The sequence below is a fragment of the Vibrio sp. 2-Bac 85 genome, assembly GCF_037546705.1.
Lineage (GTDB): Bacteria > Pseudomonadota > Gammaproteobacteria > Enterobacterales > Psychromonadaceae > Psychromonas.
In genome coordinates, this window is record NZ_JALAAB010000017.1 from 1 (window position 1) to 26,533 (window position 26,533).

Below are 26,533 nucleotides of genomic sequence, written 5' to 3' on the forward strand. Positions count from 1 at the left end.
GTTTTGTTAGCTTTTAAACTTCCTGTTTTTCTTACTTCGTGTTCTTCGTGAAGCGTAGCGCTTCGTGGTTAAATGCTTTTATTTTGTGCTTTATTCACTTTTAGCTTTTTCAGCTATTTTCTTAAGGATAAACGCGCTACCCACAAAAGCGAAGCTTGCTGTGACCATGGTTGATGCGCCAAAACCACTGGCACAATCCATCTTCATATTACCGTCTGACTCTGCTTTTTCTTTGCATACTTCCCCATTCATATCTGGGTAACTTAATTGCTCCGTTGAGAAGACACAGTTGATACGAAATTTACGTTTGGGGTTGGTGGTAAAGTTGAAGTGTCGACGTAACTCTGAGCGCACTTTTGCCGCCAGCGGATCTTGGATTGTCCTGGCTAAATCGGTTACTTGGATTTGTGTTGGATCTAACTGGCCACCGGCACCGCCACAGGTGAGCAAAGGATATTTATTACGTTTGCAATGCGCCACCAAAGCGACTTTGGCATGAATACTATCAATGGCATCAAAGATGTAATCCATGTCCTTAGACAAATATTCAAAACAGTTTTCTTTATCAATAAAGTCATCAATACAATTAACAATAATATCTGGATTAATTTGTTTGCAGCGCGCTGCCATCACTTCAATTTTTTGCTGGCCAACGGTTTCCGCCAATGCATGTACTTGGCGATTAGTATTCGTGACACACAGGTCATCCATATCGATTAATGTGATTTTTCCAATACCTGAACGGGCTAATGATTCAACAACCCAAGAGCCAACGCCACCAATTCCAATCACACAGATATGACTGTTTTGGAATTTTTGTAGTGCAGTGGTGCCATATAGACGTTTTATCCCACCAAAGCGGTTCTCGTATTGTTCGTTCATGGTTCGCTCTTATTGATTTTTGAAAGGCGGATTATACGTACTGTTAATGAATATGCAAAAAAACACGCGTCATTATTTAACCATTAACCTCGACAATAGTTGTAATAACAATGCGAACAATTCAACACTAAATAGTGAAGCCTTCGTGATAACCGCGTGATATCTCATGGGCATACTCTCTCCATCAACCCAGTAAACAATATTCAAAACAATATTCAAAACAATATTCAAAACATATTTAAATATAAATAATTCATTTACGATTAAAGGGAGTTTTTTCATGTCAAACAAGCATCTTATTGCCGCAGGCTTTGCAGGTTTATTTAGTGTAGCAAGCCAAGCGCAAGACTTAACTATCACACTGGTTAATTTAACCCAAGGTATTAGCTTTACACCTGTTATTGCCGCAGCACATGATTCACAAGCTGCTATTTTTCATTCAGCTGAAGCTGCCTCTGATGAACTACAAGCATTAGCTGAGGGCGGAAGTATCGGCGGAGTGAACGTATTATTAAGTGGTTACGGTGCGGATATTGTTACTAATCCCGCTGGTGGTTTATTAGGATCGGGTGCTAACACTGAGTTCACTTTAACTAATAGTGACGGTAATGATTACCTTTCTTTAGCGGCCATGATGCTGCCAACTAATGATGGTTTTGTTGGTTTAGATAGCTGGAAGATACCCACTCAAGCGGGTACTTATACTGTGCTATTAAATGCCTACGACGCAGGCACAGAAGCAAATGATGAAATTATTAGTAATGTACCCAATCCTATTGGGATAACGTCAACGGGCGCATCGGGTGTGACCGCTGAAATAGGTAATAGCAATGTCCATATCCATCCTGGAGTGATTGGTGATTCTGACTCTGATGCCGGTATCAGTGACTTTGACAGCCGTGTACATCGTTGGTTAAATCCTGTCGCAAAGTTGACCGTTGTTGTCGAATAAGGAGGCTTTAATGATTAAATTGACTAAAGTCGCGTTGGCGACAACGGCCGCTCTCATATTAGTGGCCTGTGATGACAATACGAATTCCGCTACAGTAACTACAACGCCTGTAACGTATCAAGTAACCCTAAGTAATTTAACCAATGGTCAGCCTATTTCACCACCAGCGTTGATCTTACATAATAACGGTGAACTATGGCGTGTTGGAGAGACAGCTTCCGATGCCTTAGAACTATTGGCTGAATCGGGCGATAGTAGCCAGTTACAAAGTAGCAGCATAGTCACAAGCTCTGCACAGAGTACTGGACCTGTATTACCCGGCGAGACAACAACGGTAACTGTTTCTTATACTAACACGGTGAGTTATTTGTCATTTGCGAGTATGTTAGGTAATTCAAATGATGCGTTTACAGGTCTTAATAAAATAGCGTTAGAAAGCTTTGCTGTTAATGATTCAGTGACTTATCGCACATTGGCTTACGACGCTGGCACAGAAGCGAACAGCGAAAGTGCAGAAACTGTTCCTGGCCCCGCAGCTGGTGGGGAGGCTTATAATCCTGATCGCGATGATAGAAACAACTTTGTAGCGATGCATGCTGGTATTATCAGTGGTGATGATGGTTTGAGTACCTCCGTTCTCACTTATCAGCAGAAGTTCGATAACCCTGTGATGTCTGTTACTATTACACGCATTAAATAAACCATTAAAGCCTATTTGTTGTAGCTAAGTTGTTAGGATAGTGAATAGGCAAAATTGATAGTGAGATGAATCATGGCAGATAGCATTTTAATCGTTGAAGATGACCAAGATATCGCGGAATTGGTTAAAGTGCATATGCAAGATTTAGGTTTACAAGTTACTCACTGTGATAATGGTGAAGAGGCGATTATACAAGCCTTAAGTAATGATTTCTCTATCTTGATACTAGACATCACTTTACCTGGTTGTAGTGGTTTAGATGTGTGTAGAAAAGTCAGAGAAGTAAAGCAAGAGCAAGCAATTTTAATGTTAACTGCACGTACCTCTGAAATTGATAGAGTCGTTGGCCTTGAATTAGGGGCCGATGATTACATGTCTAAACCATTTAGTGTTAGAGAGTTGCAAGCACGGGTGCATGCGCTTTTGCGTCGAGTGCATTTATTGCAAAATAACCAAGCTCAGACCACCCACACATCTACTGATGGTGAACAAAATAGCATCATTTGCCATGGTGAATTAATGATTAATCGTCGCACACATGAAGTCGTTCTGCGTGAAACAAGCATTGATTTGACCTCAACAGAATTTGACCTACTGTGTTTCATGGCGCAACACCCTAGCCAAGTTTTTTCTCGTGCTCAGCTATTAGATAAAGTATGGGGCTATCAACATAGTGGTTATGAACATACGGTTAATTCACATATTAATCGCCTACGTAATAAATTAGTGATAGGGCAACCTGAAGTGACTAATAAGACAATGCCAGCGATCATTCAAACCGTTTTTGGCGTGGGTTATAAGTTTAGCCCTGAAGGTGTTGCTTGATGATACTTTCTCTTTATCAGCGCATTACTATTGCGTTAGTACTCCTTTTTATTGCTATTGCCTGCACATTTGCATGGTGGTCTGCAAAACTTGAAGTCAGCTCTCGTCATGAAGCTGAGCAGCGTTTGCACCTTCAATTAGCCGAGCACTTAGGCAACGATAACCCTTTATTAAAAGAAGGCGTTTATGATTATCGTGAATTAAAAAACCTGTTCCATAGTTTAATGATCCTGGGACCAAGCTTTGAGTTTTATTTTATTGCCCCGAGTGGCAGTATTCTCAGTTATTCAGCTGAGCCAGGTAAAGTAAAGCGTGAACAAGTTAGCATTACGCCTTTAGTTGATTTTATAGCTCATAAAAAACCTTTACCTATCTATGGAGACGATCCGCGGAATCAATGTACGGGTGGAAGTTGTGCGCAAAAAATATTCTCAGCGGCACCTATTTATAATGGTGATAATTTACAAGGTTATCTATATATCATCATTGGTGGTGAAAAGTATGATTCGATTTTTGCCGACGTTTTGTCAGAACAACATCTCTCACAATCGTTGGTTTTTTTATTTAGTGTGATGGTTTTCTTTTTTTTAGTATTGATGGCGTTATTGCGTTTTTTGACTCATCCCTTAAAAAAGTTGACCGAAAACATTCGTGCCTTTAAACAAGCTGGATTTGAAAAAAACAAGGTCATATTACAGCAATGGCCAGCGGCTAAGCATAATGAAATTCATGAGCTAGGCAGTGCGTTTAATGAAATGGCTGAGCAAATTAATTATCAATTTGTGCAATTACAGGCAAACGACAAAAAACGACGAGAGATGTTAACGGATCTCTCTCATGACTTACGTACACCGCTTGCTGCTTTACAGGGATACCTTGAAACGATTCAATTAAAAGGGGCTCAACTCAGTAGCGAACAACATCAGCGATTTATCGATATTGCTTTTAAAAATGCGAATCAACTAAAAAAACTAGTAGATCAAATTTTTGAATTAGCACATCTAGATGGTGGACAAGTCACTTTAGATTTAGAGACCTTTCCTTTGGCTGAGTTATTACATGACATTGCCGCTAAATTTCAACATCGCTTACAAGAAAAAGGGTTAACCCTGAATATATCTCCCGAGCAATGTGAGTTTTTGGTTTATACAGATATCGGTAAATTAGAAAGGATATTAAGTAACTTAATTGATAATGCGATTAGGCATACCGCAACAGGTGGAAAAATTACAATACAGGTTGATGAAAAGACAAATAACCAACTTAATCTATCGGTTATCGATAATGGTACTGGAATTAATGAAAATGAATTAGCGTATATTTTTGATGCTCGTTACCGTGCTAGTAATGCTATTTGTGACAGTAAAGAACACGGTGGTTTGGGATTAGCTATCACACAAAAGTTATTACGTTTATTACAGTCTGAAATTAAGGTAAAAAGCCAAATAGGTAAAGGGACAAGCTTCAATTTTTGTTTGACTAAAATAGGATCATGATACGGTATTAATTTGTTTATTCGTTACCAATAAAAATGGTAATTATCATAAGCCAAATATGTCATTATTAGCACTCTATACATAAGATGGTTAGTATTCCTTTAGCCTGTAATAGTACTTATACCTAAACTTGATACCCTTTAGATAATTGACCGCATTTGCATTGAGCTAACATGAACATTCCACATATAAGTTTTAATCATAATAAAAGTGAACAAGCTGAGTTGGAAGTTATTCCTTTAAGTCGCTTATATTTAACAGACATTAATTCACACAATCCCCAGCTACCGCATCGTGTTTCTTTTTTTATATTAATTTGTATCGATCAAGGGGAGGGGAAGCATATGGTTGACTTTAAAACGGTTAATTTCTCTCCTGGTTCGCTTATCTTTGTACAACCAGAACAAGTGCATGCCTTTGACTTTAGTGCTCAGCCACAAGGGCATATTGTTTTATTTACACAAAAATTCTTAGACCGTGTACATGCCAACATGCGCCTACCTAATTACACGCCTACACATTTAAACCAGCAACATAGTGCACTGCTTATGCTTGATACTGAAAATCACTCTCGTATCAACACGTTTATAAATGAAATGTGCCACGAAATTAAGCATGTAGCATCTGACCCGTTAATCGTCATGTATTTATTTTCCACATTAGCACTGATGCTACACAGACTGCGCCCGCAATCGCGTCACGATAACCTAAGTACAGGGCAAAGTATTAAACTGGGGGATTTTTTTAGTTTGTTGCAAGCACATTTTTTAACAACTCGTGATGCAAACTGGTATGCAAATAAGCTCAATATTACTTATAAAACACTTAATATTATTTGTAAGCTTAGTACCGGTTTAACCGCTAAGAATATGATTGATGCTTTCACTCTAATTGAGATGAAACGTCGTTTAGTCATTGCTAACTTAAGCACTCAAAAATTAGCTTATGACTTTGGTTTTGATGATGTTAGTAATTTTGTAAAATATTTTAAGAAACATGTAGGCTCGACACCGAGTCAATTTCAGAAGCAGTATAAAATACCTGTCCTATAGGTTTTAATTGCACATTCTATTTTGGGTATAGGTTCGATTTTTACCATTTAAAAGCTCACCTACACTCTATTGCCTTTTCACCATCCCCCTTAGAATGTTGTCATATTCAGTATCACCAACAAATATAACCAACAAGCATTATTCATTAGTAGTGAATAATTTAAAGCATTGACCACAAAAGGGCGTTCATAATGACTATGCTAAACAATAATAAAATTTCAATACTTTCACGCGGCATATTAGCCGCTGCAGTACTTAGCTTAAGTGCCTGTGCAGCAGTAAATAATTCGCTTGATACAGACGCGACACTGAGCAATAAAGAAAAAGCCATTGCGGTTATTTCAAGTATAGAAACTGGCGATGTCAAAGCGATTAATTACATTAATCCTAATAAATATGTTCAACATAACTTAGCGGTAAAAGATGGCTTAGCATGTTTTGGTGAAGTGCTTCATCAATTGCCTAAAGGCAGTGCAAAAGCACAAGTTAAACGTGCATTTACCGATGGTGCTTACACCGTCACACATACCGAATATGATTTTTTTGGTCCTAAAGTTGGATTTGATATATTCAAATTTGAAGATGGAAGAATTGTCGAGCATTGGGATAACTTACAAGCCATTGCTCCTATCAATCCTAGTGGTCGCTCGCAACTTGATGGCCCCACTAAAGTAACTGATATAGATAAAACAGCAGAAAATAAAGTGCTAGTGAGTAATTTTGTTAATACAATTTTAATTAATGGTGATATGGCTAAAATTGGTGATTTTATTAGCCCTAAAAAAGGGGGATATATTCAACATAATTCTGCAATTGCTGATGATTTAAGTGGACTAGGTAACGCGTTAAGCGAACTTGCGAAAATGAATATGCCAATGATTGTGACTAAAAATCATCTGATTTTAGGGGAAGGTAACTTTGTTCTATCGATCAATGAAGGTACTTTTATGAATAAGCACGTTTCATTCTATGATTTATTTCGTGTAGAAAACGGTAAAATTGTAGAGCATTGGGATACCATTGAAAATATCCCCACTGAATCAGAATGGAAAAATAATAACGGAAAATTCGGTTTTTAATTTACTAGCGAGTTTATCCTCTTAATTATTTACAGGGTCTTATTTAATGCCGCTCACACAAGTTGAACGGCATTTTTTAGCTTTTAAGTAACAATGCTTTGAAACACTCTAATGACAGGCGCCTATCTTTTAGCTGATAATTAAACTGGATTAAATTAAACTGGATTAAATTAAACTGGATTATTTAATTTGTCTTTTGCTTCTTGTACTTTTGCAAAGTCTAAACCTAGTTCATCTGTTGCTTCTTTAATTAAATGAGGTTGAGTCATTATTGTCCCCATCAACTGCTTTAATTGTTCAGGAGGAATACCTAGTTCCTGCACAAGGCTTAGTGCCATCATAGGATTTTGAGTTAATGCTTCAAAAAGTGATTTTACTTTTTCATCACTTACGTTGTGTTCTTTTAAAATTGTAATAATTGGATTCATTGATAACCTTGTATTTTACATTATGGGTAAGCGTATTGAATAAATTATATGGCTTGTATGCGCTATTAACAATACATAATGCGAAGGCTCATTACTTGGTTTACTTATTTACTGATGATTAGTTAATTGCTTATTGACTAGTAAACACTATAAACACATTGCTCTCTATATTTAACCCCCTACAATAACCAGCATTTAATTCTCTCATTTATTAATGCATAAGGTGCTTTTCTATGGAAAATTCATTTCCGATTTTTTCTACAGCTATTTTATTATTTTTTATACTCGATCCATTAGGCAATGTGCCTTTATTATTAAGTATTTTAAAAAATATAGATAAGAAAAGGCATGCAACAATAATTGTTAGAGAGATGGTGATTGGTTTAGTTATATTACTTATTTTCCTGTTTTTTGGAGAGCACTTTTTAAGTTTATTTCACCTTCAAACAGAGGCAATAACGATTGCTGGTGGAATTATTTTCTTTGTAATTGCTTTGAAAATGATTTTTCCTAATTCCGATGGCTCAGATCTATTTGCTACGACAAAAGGAGATGAACCCTTAGTCGTTCCGATTGCAATGCCAATGATTGCCGGACCTGCCGCATTAGCAACATTGTTAGTATTAGCTAAAACTAATGCAGAGCATACCAGTGAATTATTTGCTTCATTATTATTAGCTTGGTTGTTATCGGCCATGGTTTTATTATTCTCGACACAACTTTATAAGATTCTAAAAACCAAAGGCCTAAAAGCGTTAGAAAGGTTAATGGGCATGTTACTACTGATCATGTCAGTACAGATGTTTATTGATGGTATACGCTCGTTATTACCGACATTCGCATAACACATCCTCGTTTCTTTTTAAGACGTAACGAACTTAAACATTAAAAAGCTTCAACGATTTTTTTCATGTGTTTCGTGTTTTCATAACGCCACGTAGTTTCTTACTTTTCAGAAGACATAAAAAAGCCAAGCAAATGCTTGGCTTAAATAGAAAACTTATTTAGTTAACTATTAACTAATTATCACCTCACAATTAAGAGACGCTTCAACGATTTTTTTCATGTCTTTCGTGTTTTCATAACGCCACGTAGTTTCTTACTTTTCAGAAAACATAAAAAAGCCAAGCAAATGCTTGGCTTAAATAGAAAACTTATTTAGTTAACTATTAACTAATTATCACCTCACAATTAAGAGAAGCTTCTACGATAGTTTTCATGTCTTTCGTGTTTTCATAACGTCACTTAGTTTCTTATTTTTCAGAAGGTACAAAAAAGCCAAGCAAATGCTTGGCTTAAATAGAAAACTTATTTAGTTAATTCTTAACTATCACCTAATAATTAAGAGAAGCTTCTACGATAGTTTTCATGTGTTTCGTGTTTTCATAACGCCACGTAGTTTCTTACTTTTCAAAAGACATAAAAAAGCCAAGCAAATGCTTGGCTTAAATAGAAAACTTATTTAGTTAATTCTTAACTAATAATTAAGAAGCTTCAACGATTGTTTTCATGTCTTTCATGTAACCACGTAGTTTCTTACCTACGATTTCTACTGGATGGCTACGAATTTCTTCATTGATTTCGATTAAACGCGCGTTATCAACAGAGTTAGACTTAACTTCAAGTGCTGAACCTAGGTATTGTGGGCTCATTGCTTTAACGAAGTCTGCAAGTAGTGGTTTTGCAGCGTGGTCAAACAGGTAACAACCGTATTCCGCTGTATCAGAGATAACAACGTTCATTTCGTAAAGTTTCTTACGAGCGATAGTGTTAGCAATAAGTGGTGTTTCATGTAGAGACTCGTAGTATGCAGACTCTTCGATGATACCTGATGCAGTCATCGCTTCAAATGCTAGCTCAACACCTGCTTTGATCATTGCAACTAAGAAGATACCGTGGTCGTAGAACTCTTGTTCGCCGATTTCCATGTCACCAGCTGGTTGTTTTTCGAAACCAGTTTCAGCTGTTGCTGCACGCCATTTAAGTAGATTAACGTCATCGTTAGCCCAGTCAGCCATCATAGTTGCAGAGAATTCGCCTTCAATGATGTCATCCATGTGCTTGTTGAATAGTGGACGTAGGATATCTTTAAGTTGTAAAGACATATCAAACGCTTTGATTTTAGCTGGATTAGATAGACGATCCATCATGTTAGTGATGCCGCCGTATTTAAGACCTTCAGTTACTGTTTCCCAACCGTATTGAATTAGTTTAGAAGCGTATGCTGGCTCAAGACCATCAGCAACCATTTTTTCGTAACCTAGGATTGCGCCAGTTTGTAACATACCACAAAGGATAGTTTGCTCACCCATCAGGTCAGATTTAACTTCAGCAACAAAAGAAGACATAAGAACACCAGCACGATCACCACCTGTAGCAGATGCGTATGCTTTAGCCCATGCAAGGCCGTGACCCTGTGGATCATTTGCTGGGTGAACAGCGATTAGTGTTGGAACACCGAAACCACGTTTGTATTCTTCACGTACTTCAGAACCAGGACATTTAGGTGCACACATGATGACAGTGATATCTTCACGTACTTGCATACCTTCTTCAACAATATTAAAACCGTGTGAGTAAGCTAGTGTAGCGCCTTCTTTCATAAGAGGCATAACCGCACCGACTACCGCTGTATGCTGTTTGTCAGGTGTTAAGTTACATAGTAAGTCAGCTTGTGGAATGAGTTCTTCGTAAGTACCTACTGTGAAACCATTTTCCGTAGCATTTTTCCATGATTGACGTTTTTCAGCGATAGCTGCAGCACGTAAAGTGTAAGAAACGTCAAGGCCTGAATCACGCATGTTTAAACCTTGGTTTAAACCTTGTGCACCACAACCGATGATAACTACTTTTTTACCTTTTAATGCTTCACTTCCTTCAGCAAATTCGCTGCGATCCATAAAACGACATTGACCTAGTTGATGTAACTTCTCACGTAGAGGAAGAGTGTTAAAGTAGTTAGCCATTTAGCTGAGCTCCAAAATAAATTAATAGGGGTAAATTAATTGTAATCTTTAAGTGTTCTATTTTTACTGAAAACTTAGATCTAATACTTAATACAATTATATATAACGTTTAATATTGAACGTTGTTTACATTTCGGTGGTCACTATAACGTATAAGTAATATTGCGCAAAATGATATATTAGCAATGTCATGTTGCAATAAATGAAATATACTGCCGTTATTATTGCATTTATAGAAAAAGCATTACTTTTTTATCACACCCCATTTAACAATACTGTATGTTGAACCCTTGTAGGGTTATTGTTGATTTGAATAGGTTGCTTTATAATTAGTAATTGTTAACGTTTACATTTTCTTATCTTGTTGTCTTAAAAGGAATTTTTATGTCTTCACTGGTATTGCCGAGTGACTTGGTATCGATCGAATGGTTGGCTGAACACTTACACCATACAAACTTGATTTTGTTAGATGCAAGCTGGCATATGCCGATGACAATGCGCAACGGTTATCAAGAGTGGTTGACTGAACGTATTGATAATTCTCGTTTTTTCGATTTTGACCGCGAAGTGTGTGATAAAAAAAGTGCATTACCTCATATGATGCCGACTGCACAGCATTTTGAATTGTCAGCACAATTATTGGGTATTAATAATGACCATGCGATTGTGGTGTATGACAGTGTTGGTATTTTCTCCAGTCCAAGAGTGTGGTGGATGTTTAAAGCGATGGGGTTTAATAATATTGCTGTATTAGATGGTGGTTTGCCAGCTTGGAAAGAAGCAGGATTGACCGTAGATACTCAACCTCCTTGTACTGATGGGTATCAACAAGGTGATTTTAAAGCAATCTATCAACCTGAATTAATCAGCAATAAAGAACAGGTACATGATGCTATTGATAAACAAGGGGTATCGATTATTGATGCCAGACCTAAAGCCCGCTTTTTAGGCGAAGAGCTTGAATTTAGACCTGGATTACGTTCAGGGCATATGCCATCAGCGATAAATTTACCGATTGAAGAAATATTGAATAATAAAACCATGAAAAGTGCTTACCAATTGGCGCAAGTATTTGAGGCTTTAATGCCGCAAAAACAACGCTTGGTATTCAGTTGTGGCTCCGGTGTGACTGCTTGTATTCTTGCTTTAGCCGCTAAAATTGCAGGTTATGATGCATTAAGTGTTTATGACGGATCATGGAGTGAGTGGGGCGCAAATGATAATTTACCTGTTGTGCAAAAAGTGACGGATTAGCTTTTTTAAAAAGTCACGCAACAGAGTAAAACCATAATATGAAGATCATAGTGTGAAGATCATAATACCAAATAAAAGAATGTTAAATAAAATAAATGGGGCACGTTAAATGGATATTAAGTCATTGCAAACGTTTGTCCATTTAAGTCAAAGCTTACATTTTTCAAAAACCGCGTTAGCCATGCACGTGAGTCCGTCTACTTTAAGCCGACTTATTCAACGTTTGGAAGACGAACTTGGTTGTAGCTTGTTAATACGCGATAATCGATCAGTGTTATTAACTGAAGCGGGCGTGGCTTTTAAACAGTTTGCCACTCAACAAATAGAGCAATGGGAACTGCTTAAGCATTCAATCACTAAAGGTACGAATGAATTAGAAGGTGAAATTAATTTATACTGCTCGGTTACCGCTGCCTATAGCCATCTTCCTCCTATTCTAGAACGATTTAGGCGTATTCATCCTAATGTCGATATTAAACTATCTACGGGTGATAGTGCCGTCGCGATTGAGCAAGTAATGCAGCACCAAGTCGATTTTGCTATCACGGCTTTTCCAGATAACTTTCCCGCTCGTTTACACTTTAGCCAATTAGCTGAAATTCCCTTATCGATTGTCGCTCCGACCATACCTTGCGCAGTGACTCAAATGATCAAACAATTACCGATGGACTGGAAAAATATCCCCTTTATTTTACCTGAGCATGGCCCAATACGTCGTCGTTTCGATACTTGGTTCCGATCACTAAAATCAGGTAAACCACAAATATATGCAAAAGTAGCAGGCCATGAAGCCTTGATCAGCATGGTGGCTTTAGGTTGTGGAGTGGGAATTGTCCCGGATGTTGTTGTGGAAAATAGTCCTGTCCGATACCGTGTACAAAGCTTGTCTGGGATTGGGGAAATCGCGTCTTTTAATTTGGGTGTTTGCTGTTACAAAACTCGTTTATCTGAACCCTTGATTGATGCTTTTTTGAATTGTGTTGAAAGTTAAACAGAGAGCATCAAATTTATAGATTGTGGCAATTGATTATTGCTCCTCTACTTGTCAAAAAATAAGCAATGCCGGATATTCCCATAGAAATTAAATGGACTGGGGTTTACAATAGCGGTTAAATATTAAGGAGCTTTTTATGTTTAATCCACAGAAATTAGAAGAAATAGCAAAGCAAGTCAGTGATGCAATGCCTGAAGGTGTAAAAAGCTTTGGTAATGAAATTGACCGAAAAGTGAAGCAAGTATTACAAGCTCAACTAGGCAAGTTAGACATGGTTAGCCGCGAAGAGTTTGATGTGCAAACACATGTACTATTGCGCACTCGTGAAAAACTCAACCAAATGGAAGAGAAATTTGCACAATTAGAAGCTAAGTTAGAGCAGAATAAAGCACCTAATGCAGCTCAAAGTCAGCCACAAAGCGAAACAGAAAGTCAATCAGAAAAGAATTCAACAAACCTTTCAAAAAATGTTTCACAAAACAACGAACAAGCGTAAGTAGGAATCAAATGAAAGAACAATATTTAAAACGTGCAGAACTATTTGTAGAACAAGTCGCTGCAAACAATGAATTATTTGGTTTATTTGATGAAACGCTAGGCTGGGCAAATTGCCATGCACATGACAACAAAGATGCCACTGCTGTTTATTTATTTTGGTCTGATGCCGCTTTGGCTGAGAAGTTAAAATCAGAAGAGTGGGCAAACTACAAAGTTGAACCTATTGCTTTAGAGGTTTTCTTTGAATCATGGTTAGACGGCATGCAAAAACAGCAAGTTTTTGCGGGCGTTAACTGGGATGAAGAGTTGTGTGGTTTAGAGATTGAAGCAATGGTCTTAAAAAATGCATTAATTGAAAAATTTCAAGTTGATGATGCAGACGTTGAAGTAGAACCTGAAGCAACAGAAGCAGTTTGATTTTGAGAACGATTGTTTCTTTGTGCAGAGATTGTGTTTTGTAAAATGATTGTTTTTTGAAATAAATGGCTAAAATATAAAAAACCAAGCTCGTCGCTTGGTTTTTTTATCAATTTTAATAAGGTAGTTAAACCTTATTCTTCAGGGTAAGTGCCCCAACCATCATAATCAATATCAAATGACTCAGCTAATGCGACTAGTTTTTCTACGTCTTCAAAAATAGCTTCTTCATCTAAATTCATTTCAACAACCACATCAAAGCTAAGAATAATTGAGCCATCTTCTAACTCTAGCTCCTCAGGGTCAGTTACCTCATAACCTTTTTTGAAACAAGCAATCGCTGCTTTTTCTAATACGTCAAAGTTATCACAAGATAAGTGATGTTCTATCATATAAACAGCATCAGGGTTACTGCCATCTTCTAAAATAGCTTCAACAATGTCTGCTGTTTCTTCAGCTAATTCTGCTAATAATTCTTCGTGTGTAAGTTCTTCTGACATTTTTATCTCTTCTATATCAAGGTTTACAACCTCTATTCATGGTGCTTTTCAATGAATAGAGACAGTTTAATTAATCACAACAGTTACTATTAGAATCTGGACGATTCACTTCTTTATTAAGTTGTTTGTATTTTGCTAACATGATGTCGTATGAATCATTCATGAGACGACGAATTTCACGCTTTTTGTATTGGGTAATATCAATCGGCTCTAACATTTCAACAATCACTTCGCCATTATCCCAACGATTTAAGTTAACTTGTTGATGTGTATTAGAGACAACCGTTGGTACTACATTTACACCGGCTTGTAACGCCGTATGGAATGCCCCCATTTTAAATGGCATTAAACCACGGCCACGACTACGAGTGCCTTCTGGAAAAATCCAAACGCCTAAATTTTTATCGCGCATTTGATCTACTACATCAGTGATCGTATTTTTAGATTTATCCTTATTGTCACGGTCAATTAAGATATTACCTGTTAACCAATAAATAATGCCAAAGAATGGAATCAATACCAGACTTTTTTTACCGATGGTTACAGATCCAGGTTGTACTGCGCCTGTTGTTGTCACCATATCGTAATTATTTTGATGATTTGCAATATACACAACCGAACCATTATTTTTAGCACTTTCAGGCACTCGAATAGTCACTTTTAATCCGACTAAACGTGACATTTTGCTAAATAACATTGCAAAATGATAGGTGTTTTTAGGGTTGCGTGGACTCAAAATACAATAAAAGAGTGAGTACACACTCATTAAAATAACGGCAACAATAATTAAAATTGCTCTGATAATAAATAACATAGTTTATTGGTTCTCTTCTTGTTCAACTTCAGATGTAATGACTTCAACATTATCAACGCGTTGCAGACCTCGTGGTAATTTATTACCACGACGACCACGTTCACCTTGATAATGCGCTAAATCATTTGGCTTTAAAGTAAGCTTACGTTTACCTGCGTGCAAGGTGACTGCACTTTCTGGCGAGATAATTTTCAGCATAGTAACAAACTCTTCTCGTTTAGTCGCTTTAGCTGTCATGATGTTTATCATCTTGTTACCTTTACCCTTACTCAAGCTTGGTAAGCTTGCAACTGGGAAAATTAACATACGACCTTCATTACTGATGGTTAAGCATAAATCGAATTTGTTATTTGATAATTTCTGTGGCGCAAGTAAATGAGCATTAGTGGTTAAGTTGATTAATGCTTTACCGTTTTTATTACGGCTATTGATATCACTTAAATTAGCGACAAATCCATAACCATGGTCACTGCTGATAATATAGCGGTCGGAATCATCGCCCATTAATACACAGGCAAAAGGTACATTTTCATTTTGATTAAAACGCCCCGTTAATGGTTCACCCTGAGATCGAGCTGACGGTAATGAGTGCGCATCTAAAGAGTAAACTCGCCCTGTGGTATCAATGAATAAACAGCTTTGATTGCTTTTACCCTGACAACTTGTTAAATATTCGTCACCGGCTTTGAAACTTAGGGCTTGTGGATCAACATCATGTCCTTTTGCACTGCGTACCCAACCCTGTGTTGATAATACAACGGTGACGGATTCACTTGGCATTAATTCTTTTTCAGTTAATGCTTTTGCTTCTAACCTTTCAACCATTGGTGAGCGTCGATCATCACCGTATTTCTCAGCATCCGCTTTGATCTCTTTTTTCACTAGCGTATTTAAACGTCTGTCTGAGCTAAGTAGTTGCTCTAATTTCTTTTGCTCTTCAGATAGCTCGGCCATTTCAGCGCGAATTTGAATCTCTTCAAGTTTGGCTAGTTGGCGTAATTTAATTTCTAAAATAGCATGCGCTTGTGTGTCTGATAATTGGTATCGAGACATTAACTCAGCTTTGGCATCATCATAGGTACGAATAATTTCAATCACTTCATCAATATTAAGATAAGCAATTAATAAACCTTCTAATATATGCACACGCGCAAGTATTTTATCTAAACGGTGTTGTAAGCGACGACGAACCGTATTGCGACGATACACTAACCACTCACTTAAAATCGTGACTAAGCCTTTAACACTTGGGCGTTGGTTTAATCCAAGCATGTTAAGGTTTACTTTGTGGCTGACCTCTAAATCCGTAGAAGCAAAAAGATGATTCATTAAGGCTTCAATATCGATTCTGTTGGAGCGCGGAATGATCACTAAGCGCGTTGGATTTTCATGGTCTGATTCATCGCGTAAATCAGCGACCATCGGTAGCTTTTTATCCTGCATCTGTTTAGCGATGTCTTTTAATATTTTTCCGCCGGATACTCGGTGCGGTAAAGCAGTGACTACTATTTCACCACTTTCTACTACGTACACAGCTCGGCTTTTAAAACTGCCTCGTCCTGTTTTATAAATATTGACGATTTCACTGCGCGGTGTAATGATTTCTGCTTCAGTAGGATAATCAGGGCCTTGCACAAATTGCATTAAATCTTCTAAAGACGCTTTAGGATTATCAATCAAATGTAAACAAGCGTCGGCCACTTCTCGTGCATTATGCGGCGGAATATCTGTCGCCATACCGACGGCAATACCTGTGATGCCATTTAATAGAATATGCGGTAAACGAGCGGGTAATAACTCTGGTTCTTTTAAGGTGCCATCAAAGTTAGGTTTCCAATCGGTAGTACCTTGGCCAATTTCTGATAGTAATAACTCAGAAAAAGCAGACAAACGGGATTCGGTATAACGCATTGCTGCAAATGATTTAGGGTCGTCGGGTGCTCCCCAGTTACCTTGGCCATCAATTAGCGGATAACGATAAGAGAAGGGTTGTGCCATTAATACCATTGCTTCATAACAAGCACTATCACCATGGGGATGATACTTACCTAATACGTCACCGACGGTACGAGCTGATTTTTTATATTTTGCTAAAGCCGATAAACCTAATTCAGACATCGCGAAAACAATACGACGTTGTACGGGTTTTAAACCATCGCTGATATGCGGAAGTGCACGATCCATGATCACATACATGGAATAGTTGAGATAAGCATCTTCAGTAAATTTAGCGAGCGATAATTGCTCCACGCCTTCTAAACTCATGTCTAACACATCACTCATATTGTACGGTCCTATCATTGATATTGAATAAATAAAGCGAGAGTATACAGCACTTGCATTCTAAGACTGAAATAGAAATGAATTTGTGCGAATTAAGTGGGAAAAAATTGCGCTTATAGGGCTAAATTACAATCAGTTAGCTTTAATGGATTGTTTTGGTGCTAAAAATAAAGATTAAATAGCAGGAAAGTTGTGCTGTGATTTGATAAAGGTTCGGTGTAGTAGGATACATATAACAAGGGCAATATCAAAAGGTGTATGCATCAAAATAAAAGCGAAACAAGGTAAAGCGAAATAAGTTAAAAGCTAAACAATCACTATCACAGTGACTGTCTAGCTTGCAATCTTATGCCGGTAATACACTTTAACCTTCTCTTCTTAAGAAGGTAGTAATGTTTACATTTGTGAAAATGCTTTTTTAGCCGCTAATATCGTATTGTTAATATCTTGCTCGGTATGCGCTAATGATAAAAATCCTGCTTCAAATGCAGAAGGCGCAAGATAAATACCTTGATCTAACATCAAGTGGAAGAATTTTTTGAATTTTTCAATATCACATGCACAAGCTTGTTGGAAATTAGTCACTTTAGGCTCATCTGTAAAGAATAAACCATACATACCACCAACATAGTTGATACTAAGTGCAACACCTTCTTCATCCGCCGCTTGCTTTATGCCTTCTGCAAGTTGCTTAGTTTTAATGGCTAATTGATCGTATTCAGGAGTATCTAAAGCCGTTAATGACGCTAAACCTGCATGCATTGCTATTGGGTTGCCTGATAATGTACCCGCTTGGTAAACAGGGCCAGTAGGTGCGATAAATTGCATCACTTCACGGCTACCACCAAATGCGCCGACAGGCATGCCGCCGCCAATCACTTTACCTAAGGTTGTTAAATCTGGTTTGATGTTATAAAGCGCTTGAGCGCCACCTAAAGCAACACGAAAGCCGGTCATCACTTCATCAAAAATCAACAATGCTTTGTGCTGGTCACAAATATCTCGTAACCCTTGTAAGAAACCTGGTACTGGTGGAATACAGTTCATGTTGCCTGCAACTGGCTCAACGATAATACAAGATATTTGATCTTTATATTCTGTAAATAATGCTTCAACAGAAGCGAGATCGTTAAAGGTAGCCGTTAAAGTATGTTTAGCAAAATCAGCAGGAATGCCTGGTGAGCTTGGTTGACCCAAAGTTAATGCACCAGAACCGGCTTTGACTAATAAAGAATCAGCATGGCCGTGATAACAACCCTCAAATTTTAATATTTTATCTCGGCCTGTAAATCCGCGAGCTAAACGAATTGCACTCATCGTCGCTTCAGTACCAGAACTTACCATGCGAACTTGTTGCATAGATGGTACTAGCTGCTGTACTTTTTCTGCCATGGTGATTTCAATTTCAGTTGGCGCGCCAAAACTAAGTCCATTTTCAGCGGCATCAATCACGGCTTTTTTAATCGCTGGGTGATTATGTCCTAGAATCATTGGACCCCATGAACCCACGTAATCGATATATTGTTTGTCATCTACATCATAGATGTAAGCATCTTGTGCTTTTTGTATGAATAACGGGCCGCCACCAACGCCATTAAATGCGCGAACTGGTGAATTAACGCCACCAGGAATAATAGATTGTGCACGGTTAAATAGTTCTGTTGATTTGCTCATAAGCATCCCATTAATTATTTTTAAGTTGAGAGAAACTGCAATATACCCATCATAAATGAAGATGCAACTGGCAAAGCAGAGTAGATAATGATTTTTAACAGAGGTTTATCGGCTAAATGTTTGTTAACATGATACCAATCAAGTAATTTTAATCATTATTTTTTATTATATTAGTTTTCCTTCACTTTATCGTTTTAGGTTGTACTGCATTTATGAAAATAGCATTGCCCTCGTTGTTTATTAATGGCTTAAAAAGTTTTATTGACCGTTTTTTCACTAGAAAAAGCAGCGCTCTATTAATTTGGCTTTCTATTTTTATTGGGATCATAGCGGGGACTGTCTCTGCATTGTTTGACCATGGTATTGTTTGGGTGTCAGAAATGCGTCTTGAGTTCATTCATACCTATGGTGACAGCGGTCTACCATTATGGTTGATTGCTATTCCTGTCTCATCTTTAATGGCTGGAACTGCTTTTTACATCACACATCGTTTTGCACCTGAAGCCGGCGGTAGTGGTATTCCTGAAATTGAAGGGGCGATGGAAGGGATGCGACCAGTACGTTGGAAGCGTGTCATACCGGTTAAGTTTTTTGGCGGTTTGCTGGCCTTAGGTAGTGGCATGGCATTAGGACGTGAAGGACCTTCTGTTCAGCTTGGTGCTAATGTTGGTCGAATGATTTCAGATTTATTCAAAGTGGATAAAGTGGATGCTCAAGCTTTATTAGCTGCCGGTGCTGCCGGTGGTTTAGCCGCCGCGTTTAATGCCCCCTTAGCAGGCATCATGTTTGTTATTGAAGAGATGCGGTCACAATTCAATTACAGTCTAACTTCTACTAAGAGTGTATTCATGAGTGCGGTTATGGCGACTATTGTGATGCGCTTGTTCACTGATCAAGATGCCGTTGTAACGGTTACTCAATACTCTCACCCTGATTTATATACACTAGGTTTTTACCTTATTTTAGGTTTTTGTTTTGGTGTAATTGGTATCTTTTTTAATAAAATGATCTTAGCGACACAGGATATGTTTTTATCTATTCATAAAAGTCAGCGTTGGCGTTTTGTGGCGATTGGTTTGTTTTTAGGTGCATTATTTGGTGCGTTATCAGTAGTTGAACCTGATATTGCATTCAGCGGTCTTGAATTAATTCCGCATGTTGAAGGCGGGCAATACCTTGCTGGTGGGTTGTTGATTTTATTTATTTTACGTACATTTACCACCCTAATCAGTTTTGGATCAGGTGCTCCCGGCGGCGTGTTTGCACCAACGCTTGCGTTAGGTACTTTATTTGGCATGTTATTTGGCGTTATTGCACAGGCATTATTTCCTGACTTGATAACTGACCCTGGCGCTTTTGCAATTGCTGGAATGGGCGGGTTATTTGCGGCAACAGTACGTGCGCCGATCACTGGCATTTTATTGGTAATAGAAATGACCAGTAATTATGAAATGATTTTACCTTTAATTGTTACTTGTTTAGGCGCCACTATGGTTGCTCAAACGTTAGGGGGACGTCCTATTTATACTCAATTATTAGAAAGAACATTGAAATTATCAATGCGTGCCAAACGTCAACAAACAACGGATAAAGCGATGTTCCGTATTAATGACAAATATAAGTAAGAAGGACGTGTATGCGCGGTTATAGAAAGAGCTTTTTTAAATGGTTAATTATCAGCTTATTGTTTGCATATTTTGGTTTTATGGTAGGCAAATTTAAACAAGATATTTTATACAATAGTATTCATTTATTAGAGTTAGATGCCGCCAGCCTAAATGCAGAAAATCAAGAGCTAACCCAACAGTTAAGTTTAATTCAAGCCGATTTTATCGCTGAAAAGCAAGTTAATGAAACATTAGTTGTTGAAAATAAAACGCTGAACCAAGCGCTAGATGCGAGTAATAATAAGTTATATTTTTATGAGCAAGTGGTTGCACCTGGTCTTTCTGTAAGCGGATTAAATGTCTATTCATTTACCGTCACTCAGGCTGCAGAAAAAAATCATTGGTCATATGAGTTAGTGTTAATGCAAACTCAAACTGGGCGACATGTTTTAACGGGAAATGTAGATATTACTTTTGCTGGCGCCGATGACAGTGAGGGTACTGCAAAACCAATTAAGTTGAGCGAGCTTGATAAAGACTTTAGTGGTGCATTTAAGTTTAAATATTTCCAAACGCTAAAGGGCGAGTTTGTGTTACCTAAAAAGGCAAAAGTGGAGCAAATATTTGTATCTGCTGATGCAAAAGGTTCTCGTTGGAGTCGCTCTCAACGTGTAGAAAAAATTTATGACTGGAAAGATTTTATCGAAAATGGTGGTTCATCGCTTAAAGAATTAGAAACTCAAGAAGAGAGTGAATAAATCATTCCGCTTATACTTGAACAAATTAGTCAGGTATTAGATAATAGGTTCGGGCAAACTAATAGGACTAAAAATTATAATGACAAGCGAAGTGGAAATAGCGTTACCGATTTATTTCAGTGATAACGCAGCAAATCGAGTTAAAACGTTGATTGCAGAAGAGGAAAATCCTGATCTGAAATTACGTGTTTATGTCACAGGCGGCGGTTGTTCTGGTTTTTCGTATGGTTTCACTTTTGATGAAAAAGTAAATGATGACGATACTTTAATTGAAAACAGTGGTGTGACCTTATCTGTTGACCCTATGAGCTTGCAATATCTTGTTGGAGGTACAGTGGATTTTGTTGATGGTTTAGAAGGTTCTCGTTTTTTAGTTAATAACCCGAATGCTACAGCAACTTGTGGTTGTGGATCTTCATTCTCTATCTAAATTCTTTACGGGTCTACTATTCGGTGCCAAGCGCTACCGTTGAAAATGCCAATGCTCACTTTATTGTTATTTGTGGGCATTAAATCCTTTTATTGTTATTAGTGAACATTAATATCTCTATATAAACTCCCAACTCTAGATCAACCCCTCAACTTCTTAGACCAATCCTCTATACGTCATTCTTTATTAAATTCTGTGTATTGTAATTGTTGTGTACAAGCTCAGACTATTTAATCAAAGTAAGTGCTAAAGTCTTATTTTTATTGGACTCATTGCTGATGACTTAAATCTACTGCGTAAACATAATGCCTTGGCGATAACCTAATACGGTCATTTATTTTTTAGGGCAACTTATGTTCTCACGCATTATTACTTTTATTACCTTAAGACCCTACCTGATTGCGCTAGCGATTGTATTGATATTGTTAGTTTGGATGCTACTGCCTGCTTATACAAAAACTGAAGATAGCGAAGATCATGCCCCTATCAGCAATCAAGCCACGGTTGATGAGCAAGAAAAAACACTGCCTAAAGTGCAAACAACACATTTTAAGACTAAAAAAATTACTAAATTCCTGACGCTTTATGGAAAAAGCGAAGCTAATAGTGGTGCTATTATTCGCGCTGAAGTCGCGGGTAAAATAATCAGAATGAACAGCCGTAAAGGTGATTATGTAGACCGTAATAAAAGTATTGTTAATATTGAACAGAGTGAGTTACCGGCAAAATTAAAACAAGCTAAAGCGAGTTTGATTGAACGAGAACTCACCTATAAAGCGGTAAAATCATTAAATGACAAAGGCTTGCAAGGGCGTGTTCGCCTTGCGGAAGAAAATAGTCTGTTTTTATCTGCGCAAACGGACCTCGCACAATTACAGTTATCATTGAAACGTACCAATGTAGTCGCTCCCTTTAACGGTATTTTGCAACAACAATTTTCTGATTTAGGTGATTATTTACAAGTAGGTGACCCAATATTTCGCCTTGAAAATGTGGATCCGATTGTGATTAGAGGTGATGCCACTGAGCATCATATGGATGATTTAAAGTTAGGGAAAACAGTAACGGCAACCTTATTGTCTGGTGAGATAATAGAAGGGGAAATTTCTTTTATTGCCGCTATGGCAGATAGTAATAGTAGTACCTTTAGAGTAGAAATTGAATTCCCTAATCCAGAGCAAAAAATACTGTCGGGTATTAGTGCTAAGTTAGCCATTCCTTTATATCAAGTTGAGGCAATCTATGTTTCTCCTTCCGCATTGGCGTTAGATGAACAAGGTAACCTCGGTGTAAAACTGGTGCAAGATGGTGTAGTTAGATTTCAAGGTATTACTTTAGTAGAAACTGATAACGATGGTGTTTGGTTATCAGGCTTTAAGGGCGACGTTGATATTATTACCTTAGGGCAAGGTTTTGTTAAAGTTGGCGATCAGGTTGATGCGGTGGATCAAGCTGAATTTGAGAAAAATAAGTCAGAAAGTAAATCTTCGCTCGAGAATACGTCTATTAGCAGTCAGGAGTAATCACCATGAAAACAATTATTCACGGTGCATTATCTAGAAAACGTGCGGTATTAATGTTGCTTGTATTCTTACTGATATCCGGGCTTTATGCTTATATTAATATTCCCAAAGAAGCTGATCCCGACGTTAAAATCCCTGTTATATATGTTTCCATTACGCATGAAGGAATTTCCCCTGAGGATGGTGAACGCCTTATTTTAAGACCTCTAGAGCAAGAGTTACGGAGTTTAGAAGGTGTTAAAGAGATGAAATCAACCGCCAGCTCGGGGCATGCTTCCGTTGTACTTGAGTTTTATATCGATATTGATATAAAAGCGGCGTTGATAGATGTGCGCGAAAAAGTTGATCAAGCAAAGGGAAAACTACCGCAGGAAAGTGAAGAGCCGATTATTAAGCAAGTAACGCTTGCAACAGAAAATCCGGCATTAACGGTTTTACTCTCGGGGAGTGTGCCTGAAAGGGCATTAATAAATATTGCTAGGTTAATGCAAGACAAGCTGGAAGGCTTTGTTGAAATTTTAGAAGTGAATATTGGTGGTGACCGAGAAGACATGGTGGAAATTCTTATTGATCCACTGTTAATGGAAAGCTACCAGCTTAATATGAACGACATTTATAATTTAGTTTCACGCAATAATCGTTTAGTTGCAGCGGGAGTGCTGGATACAGGGAAAGGGCGCTTTCCTATAAAAGTACCTTCTGTGTTTTCGACCATAAAAGATGTCATGTCGATGCCAATAAAAGTGACGGGTGATAGTGTGATCACGTTTGCCGATGTCGCTAAAATACGCCGTACCTTTAAAGACCCAAGTTCATTTGTGCGAGTGAATGGTTTACCTACTGTTTCGTTAGAGGTTATTAAAAGACCTGGCGAAAATATTATTGAAACGGTTGAGAAAGTAAAACAAACGATGGCTGAGAGCCAAGAGCTATTACCTAATAATATTCATGTCAGTTATGCCGGAGACAGTTCTAAAGATGTAAAAATAATGCTCAATGACTTACAAAATAATGTACTCAGTGCTGTACTTCTAGTGGTTATTGTAATTATTGCGGTACTTGGTATTCGCAGCGCTGCACTAGTTGGGATTGCTATTCCAGGGTCATTTTTAACCGGTATCTTAGTGTTATGGGTGTCAGGCATTACCGTTAATATTGTGGTGCTTTTTGCTTTGATCATGGCTGTCGGTATGTTGGTTGACGGTGCGATAGTGGTCACTGAATTTGCGGATCGTGAAATGAGTGCTGGAGTGGCTAAGCATAAAGCGTATCTTGATGCCGCACAACGTATGGCATGGCCAATTATTGCTTCCACTGCCACCACTTTAGCCGCTTTTGCACCCTTATTATTCTGGCCTGGTGTGACTGGTGAATTCATGATGTATTTGCCATTAACCTTGATGGCAACATTAACCGCATCGTTATTGATGGCTCTTATTTTTATTCCGGTATTAGGCAGCGTTTTTGGTAAAACTCGGCTATTAACGGCAAAAGAAAAGCATAATGCAAAAATGGCAGAAGAAGGCGAACTATTAAAGCTTTCTGGATTCACTGGACGTTATGTTAAGACATTAAACCAAGCACTTCATTTTCCTTGGTTAGTCTTATTGGCGGCAATATTAATTGCGTCATCGGGCATTTTTTTATTCCAGCAATCTAATTTAGGCGTTGAGTTTTTTCCTCAAGTTGAACCCAATGGTATCAATGTCAAAGTTCGCTCCTATGGTGATTTTTCAATTGATGAACAAGATCAAATTATGCAGCGTATTGAACAGCGTATTCTGCCGCTAGCTGATGAAATAGAAACGTTATATGTGAAAACGGGAGATTCAACGGAGGGAATCGTTGGCAGCATGCGTATTAACTTAAAGGATTGGCAAGACAGGCGTGCGGCTAATCAAATTATAAGTGATATTGAAAACCGAACTGAGGATTTACCGGGAGTAGAGATTGAGTTAAAGAAAGATCAAGCGGGACCGCCTTCAAGTAAAGATTTACAAATCGAAATTAGTTCTCGCTTTCCTGAGTTGTTACAGCAAGCTGCAGACAAAATTCACGATGCGTTATTACAAAAATCATATTTAGTAAATATCGAAGACGACAGTGCCAAGCCTGGCGTGGAATGGCAGTTTCAGATTAATCGAGCTGATGCCGCACGTTATGGTGCAGATGCGACATTATTAGGTAGTAGTGTGCAGTTTTTAACTAATGGTTTAATGCTTGGTTCTTATCGCCCCGATGATGTTGATGATGAATTAGATATTCGAGTGCGTTACCCTGAACAGGAGCGTAGTTTAGGAAAACTCGCCGATTTACGTCTACAAACCCCTTTGGGTCATATACCAGTGAGCCATTTTGTTGCCTTAACGCCAGTCGCTAAAAAGTCCGCGATACAAAAAGTAGATAGTCGTATTGTGATGACGGTAGGTGCAGATATGGCAGCAGGTTATAACTTGAGCTTACTCTTACCTGAATTAGAAAAACAACTCCCTAGCTTACAACTCGATCCTCGTATTTCACTTAAAATACGAGGGCAAAATGAAGATGAAGAAGAAGCGGCTGCTTTTCTAAAAAATGCATTTATGGTTGCTCTGGCAGCAATGGCATTAATTTTAATATTACAATTCAACTCCTTCTATCAAGCCTTTTTAATTTTAAGTGCGGTTATTTTTTCCACTGCAGGTGTGTTTATTGGTTTGTTTATTAGTCAAAGTGCCTTTGGCATTGTTATGTCAGGGATCGGTGTGATCGCCCTAGCTGGGATTGTGGTAAATAACAATATTGTTTTGATTGACACTTACAACGTATTAAAAGCACAAGGTATTGCGACTAAACAAGCTATTTTAATGACTGGCGCGCAGCGTATACGTCCTGTTTTATTAACGACATTTACGACTATCTTAGGGTTAATGCCGATGGTGATGAAAGTAAACTTAGACTTTTTTAATCAAACCATTGAATTTGGCGCTCCATCAACACAATGGTGGGCACAATTGGCGACTGCTATTGCGGGTGGCTTAACCTTTGCAACGGTATTAACTTTAATTCTAACGCCTTGTTTATTAATGCTCGGTGCAAACGTTGGCGTTTGGTGGAGAAAATGCTTACAAGGTAAAGATAAAAGCACTGCTGACAACACTTGCAACTCTGCTGAATGATGTTTAACATGCGCTGAAATTAAAGGTGTGCTTTTATTTATGCTGTTTATTGAATGATAAAAAGTAACGCCGAAGACGCATTTTATGACCTTTTTTCCTCTTGATATTAAAGAGTTAGTACTTAATCAAATAGTATTATTGTCAGTTTTGAGGACGATGGGTAACTTCTCTACAGATATAAACTGTTCACTACAGAGGTTCAGTTAGATATTTCTATATTGGAATTAACTCAAAAGTTAACAT

At 37.9% G+C, this 26,533-nt stretch carries 22 protein-coding genes and 1 pseudogene; 16 read left to right on the forward strand and 7 right to left on the reverse strand.

What is annotated here, in order from left to right; all coding sequences use genetic code 11:
* Positions 1 to 90: 90 nt before the first annotated feature.
* Complete coding sequence (tcdA, locus tag MT390_RS15575) at positions 91 to 882, reverse strand: tRNA cyclic N6-threonylcarbamoyladenosine(37) synthase TcdA (protein WP_166373003.1); 792 nt, start codon at positions 880 to 882, stop codon at positions 91 to 93.
* A gap of 280 nt (positions 883 to 1,162) precedes the next feature.
* Between tcdA and MT390_RS15580 the strand changes: the two genes are divergently transcribed.
* The 6 genes from MT390_RS15580 (at position 1,163) to MT390_RS15605 (ending at position 6,986) form a co-directional block, all read left to right on the forward strand.
* On the forward strand, positions 1,163 to 1,834 hold the full coding sequence (locus tag MT390_RS15580; protein ID WP_499442055.1) for a spondin domain-containing protein: 672 nt from the start codon (positions 1,163 to 1,165) through the stop codon (positions 1,832 to 1,834).
* Positions 1,835 to 1,844: 10 nt separating this feature from the next.
* Entirely contained in the window at positions 1,845 to 2,534 is a 690-nt protein-coding gene (locus MT390_RS15585) for a spondin domain-containing protein (protein WP_499442056.1), read from the forward strand.
* A 72-nt stretch (positions 2,535 to 2,606) separates the two neighbouring features.
* A complete protein-coding gene (locus MT390_RS15590) occupies positions 2,607 to 3,359 on the forward strand; it encodes a response regulator transcription factor (RefSeq protein WP_499442057.1) in 753 nt (250 codons plus the stop codon).
* Positions 3,359 to 4,855, forward strand: coding sequence for a sensor histidine kinase (locus tag MT390_RS15595; RefSeq protein WP_499442058.1), 1,497 nt, complete (start codon positions 3,359 to 3,361; stop codon positions 4,853 to 4,855). Before MT390_RS15590 ends, MT390_RS15595 begins: the two co-directional genes overlap by 1 nt.
* Before the next feature lie 173 nt (positions 4,856 to 5,028).
* Positions 5,029 to 5,907: an AraC family transcriptional regulator gene (locus MT390_RS15600; RefSeq protein ID WP_499442059.1), complete on the forward strand. Its 879-nt coding sequence runs from the start codon at positions 5,029 to 5,031 to the stop codon at positions 5,905 to 5,907.
* Positions 5,908 to 6,098: 191 nt separating this feature from the next.
* Positions 6,099 to 6,986 carry a nuclear transport factor 2 family protein gene (locus tag MT390_RS15605; protein ID WP_499442060.1) on the forward strand — a complete coding sequence of 296 codons (888 nt, stop codon included), beginning with the start codon at positions 6,099 to 6,101 and terminating at the stop codon, positions 6,984 to 6,986.
* 170 nt (positions 6,987 to 7,156) lie between these two features.
* Here MT390_RS15605 and MT390_RS15610 read toward each other — a convergent pair whose 3' ends face one another.
* Positions 7,157 to 7,414, reverse strand: coding sequence for a DUF2999 family protein (locus MT390_RS15610; protein WP_299669068.1), 258 nt, complete (start codon positions 7,412 to 7,414; stop codon positions 7,157 to 7,159).
* Between the two features lie 233 nt (positions 7,415 to 7,647).
* Between MT390_RS15610 and MT390_RS15615 the strand changes: the two genes are divergently transcribed.
* Entirely contained in the window at positions 7,648 to 8,259 is a 612-nt protein-coding gene (locus MT390_RS15615; protein ID WP_299669071.1) for a YhgN family NAAT transporter, read from the forward strand.
* 639 nt (positions 8,260 to 8,898) lie between these two features.
* Here the strand turns inward: MT390_RS15615 and ilvC are convergent.
* Positions 8,899 to 10,380, reverse strand: a complete 1,482-nt coding sequence (gene ilvC, locus MT390_RS15620) for a ketol-acid reductoisomerase (RefSeq protein ID WP_028868380.1) — start codon at positions 10,378 to 10,380, stop codon at positions 8,899 to 8,901.
* 384 nt (positions 10,381 to 10,764) lie between these two features.
* Here ilvC and MT390_RS15625 point away from each other — a divergent pair, with 384 nt between their 5' ends.
* From MT390_RS15625 to MT390_RS15640, 4 genes and pseudogenes are all read left to right on the forward strand, one after another.
* Complete coding sequence (locus tag MT390_RS15625) at positions 10,765 to 11,634, forward strand: sulfurtransferase (RefSeq protein ID WP_499442061.1); 870 nt, start codon at positions 10,765 to 10,767, stop codon at positions 11,632 to 11,634.
* Between the two features lie 109 nt (positions 11,635 to 11,743).
* Complete coding sequence (gene ilvY, locus MT390_RS15630) at positions 11,744 to 12,625, forward strand: HTH-type transcriptional activator IlvY (protein WP_166372993.1); 882 nt, start codon at positions 11,744 to 11,746, stop codon at positions 12,623 to 12,625.
* A gap of 139 nt (positions 12,626 to 12,764) precedes the next feature.
* Positions 12,765 to 13,016, forward strand: a pseudogene (gene ubiK, locus MT390_RS15635) (ubiquinone biosynthesis accessory factor UbiK); the annotation flags it as partial.
* Positions 13,017 to 13,135: 119 nt separating this feature from the next.
* Positions 13,136 to 13,543, forward strand: a complete 408-nt coding sequence (locus MT390_RS15640) for a DUF2750 domain-containing protein (RefSeq protein WP_166372991.1) — start codon at positions 13,136 to 13,138, stop codon at positions 13,541 to 13,543.
* Positions 13,544 to 13,677: 134 nt separating this feature from the next.
* On the opposite strand, the gene rraB is transcribed toward MT390_RS15640, so the two are convergent.
* From rraB to hemL, 4 genes are all read right to left on the reverse strand, one after another.
* Complete coding sequence (gene rraB / locus MT390_RS15645) at positions 13,678 to 14,043, reverse strand: ribonuclease E inhibitor RraB (RefSeq protein WP_166372990.1); 366 nt, start codon at positions 14,041 to 14,043, stop codon at positions 13,678 to 13,680.
* Positions 14,044 to 14,113: 70 nt separating this feature from the next.
* Positions 14,114 to 14,857: a 1-acylglycerol-3-phosphate O-acyltransferase gene (locus MT390_RS15650; protein WP_166372989.1), complete on the reverse strand. Its 744-nt coding sequence runs from the start codon at positions 14,855 to 14,857 to the stop codon at positions 14,114 to 14,116.
* 3 nt (positions 14,858 to 14,860) lie between these two features.
* Positions 14,861 to 17,140, reverse strand: a complete 2,280-nt coding sequence (gene parC, locus MT390_RS15655; RefSeq protein ID WP_499442062.1) for a DNA topoisomerase IV subunit A — start codon at positions 17,138 to 17,140, stop codon at positions 14,861 to 14,863.
* Positions 17,141 to 17,536: 396 nt separating this feature from the next.
* Positions 17,537 to 18,814 (reverse strand): glutamate-1-semialdehyde 2,1-aminomutase, encoded by a 1,278-nt coding sequence (gene hemL / locus MT390_RS15660; RefSeq protein ID WP_499442063.1) that lies wholly within the window; start codon positions 18,812 to 18,814, stop codon positions 17,537 to 17,539.
* A 212-nt stretch (positions 18,815 to 19,026) separates the two neighbouring features.
* Here hemL and clcA point away from each other — a divergent pair, with 212 nt between their 5' ends.
* The 5 genes from clcA to MT390_RS15685 all read left to right on the forward strand — a co-directional run bounded on the left by clcA (position 19,027) and on the right by MT390_RS15685 (position 26,290).
* Complete coding sequence (gene clcA, locus MT390_RS15665) at positions 19,027 to 20,439, forward strand: H(+)/Cl(-) exchange transporter ClcA (protein ID WP_499442064.1); 1,413 nt, start codon at positions 19,027 to 19,029, stop codon at positions 20,437 to 20,439.
* Between the two features lie 11 nt (positions 20,440 to 20,450).
* Positions 20,451 to 21,179, forward strand: coding sequence for a DUF6776 family protein (locus tag MT390_RS15670; RefSeq protein ID WP_166372985.1), 729 nt, complete (start codon positions 20,451 to 20,453; stop codon positions 21,177 to 21,179).
* A gap of 79 nt (positions 21,180 to 21,258) precedes the next feature.
* Complete coding sequence (gene erpA, locus MT390_RS15675; RefSeq protein ID WP_028868371.1) at positions 21,259 to 21,609, forward strand: iron-sulfur cluster insertion protein ErpA; 351 nt, start codon at positions 21,259 to 21,261, stop codon at positions 21,607 to 21,609.
* A gap of 353 nt (positions 21,610 to 21,962) precedes the next feature.
* Positions 21,963 to 23,132 carry an efflux RND transporter periplasmic adaptor subunit gene (locus tag MT390_RS15680; protein WP_499442065.1) on the forward strand — a complete coding sequence of 390 codons (1,170 nt, stop codon included), beginning with the start codon at positions 21,963 to 21,965 and terminating at the stop codon, positions 23,130 to 23,132.
* Positions 23,133 to 23,137: 5 nt separating this feature from the next.
* Complete coding sequence (locus MT390_RS15685) at positions 23,138 to 26,290, forward strand: efflux RND transporter permease subunit (RefSeq protein WP_166372983.1); 3,153 nt, start codon at positions 23,138 to 23,140, stop codon at positions 26,288 to 26,290.
* The last annotated feature ends 243 nt before the right edge of the window (positions 26,291 to 26,533 follow it).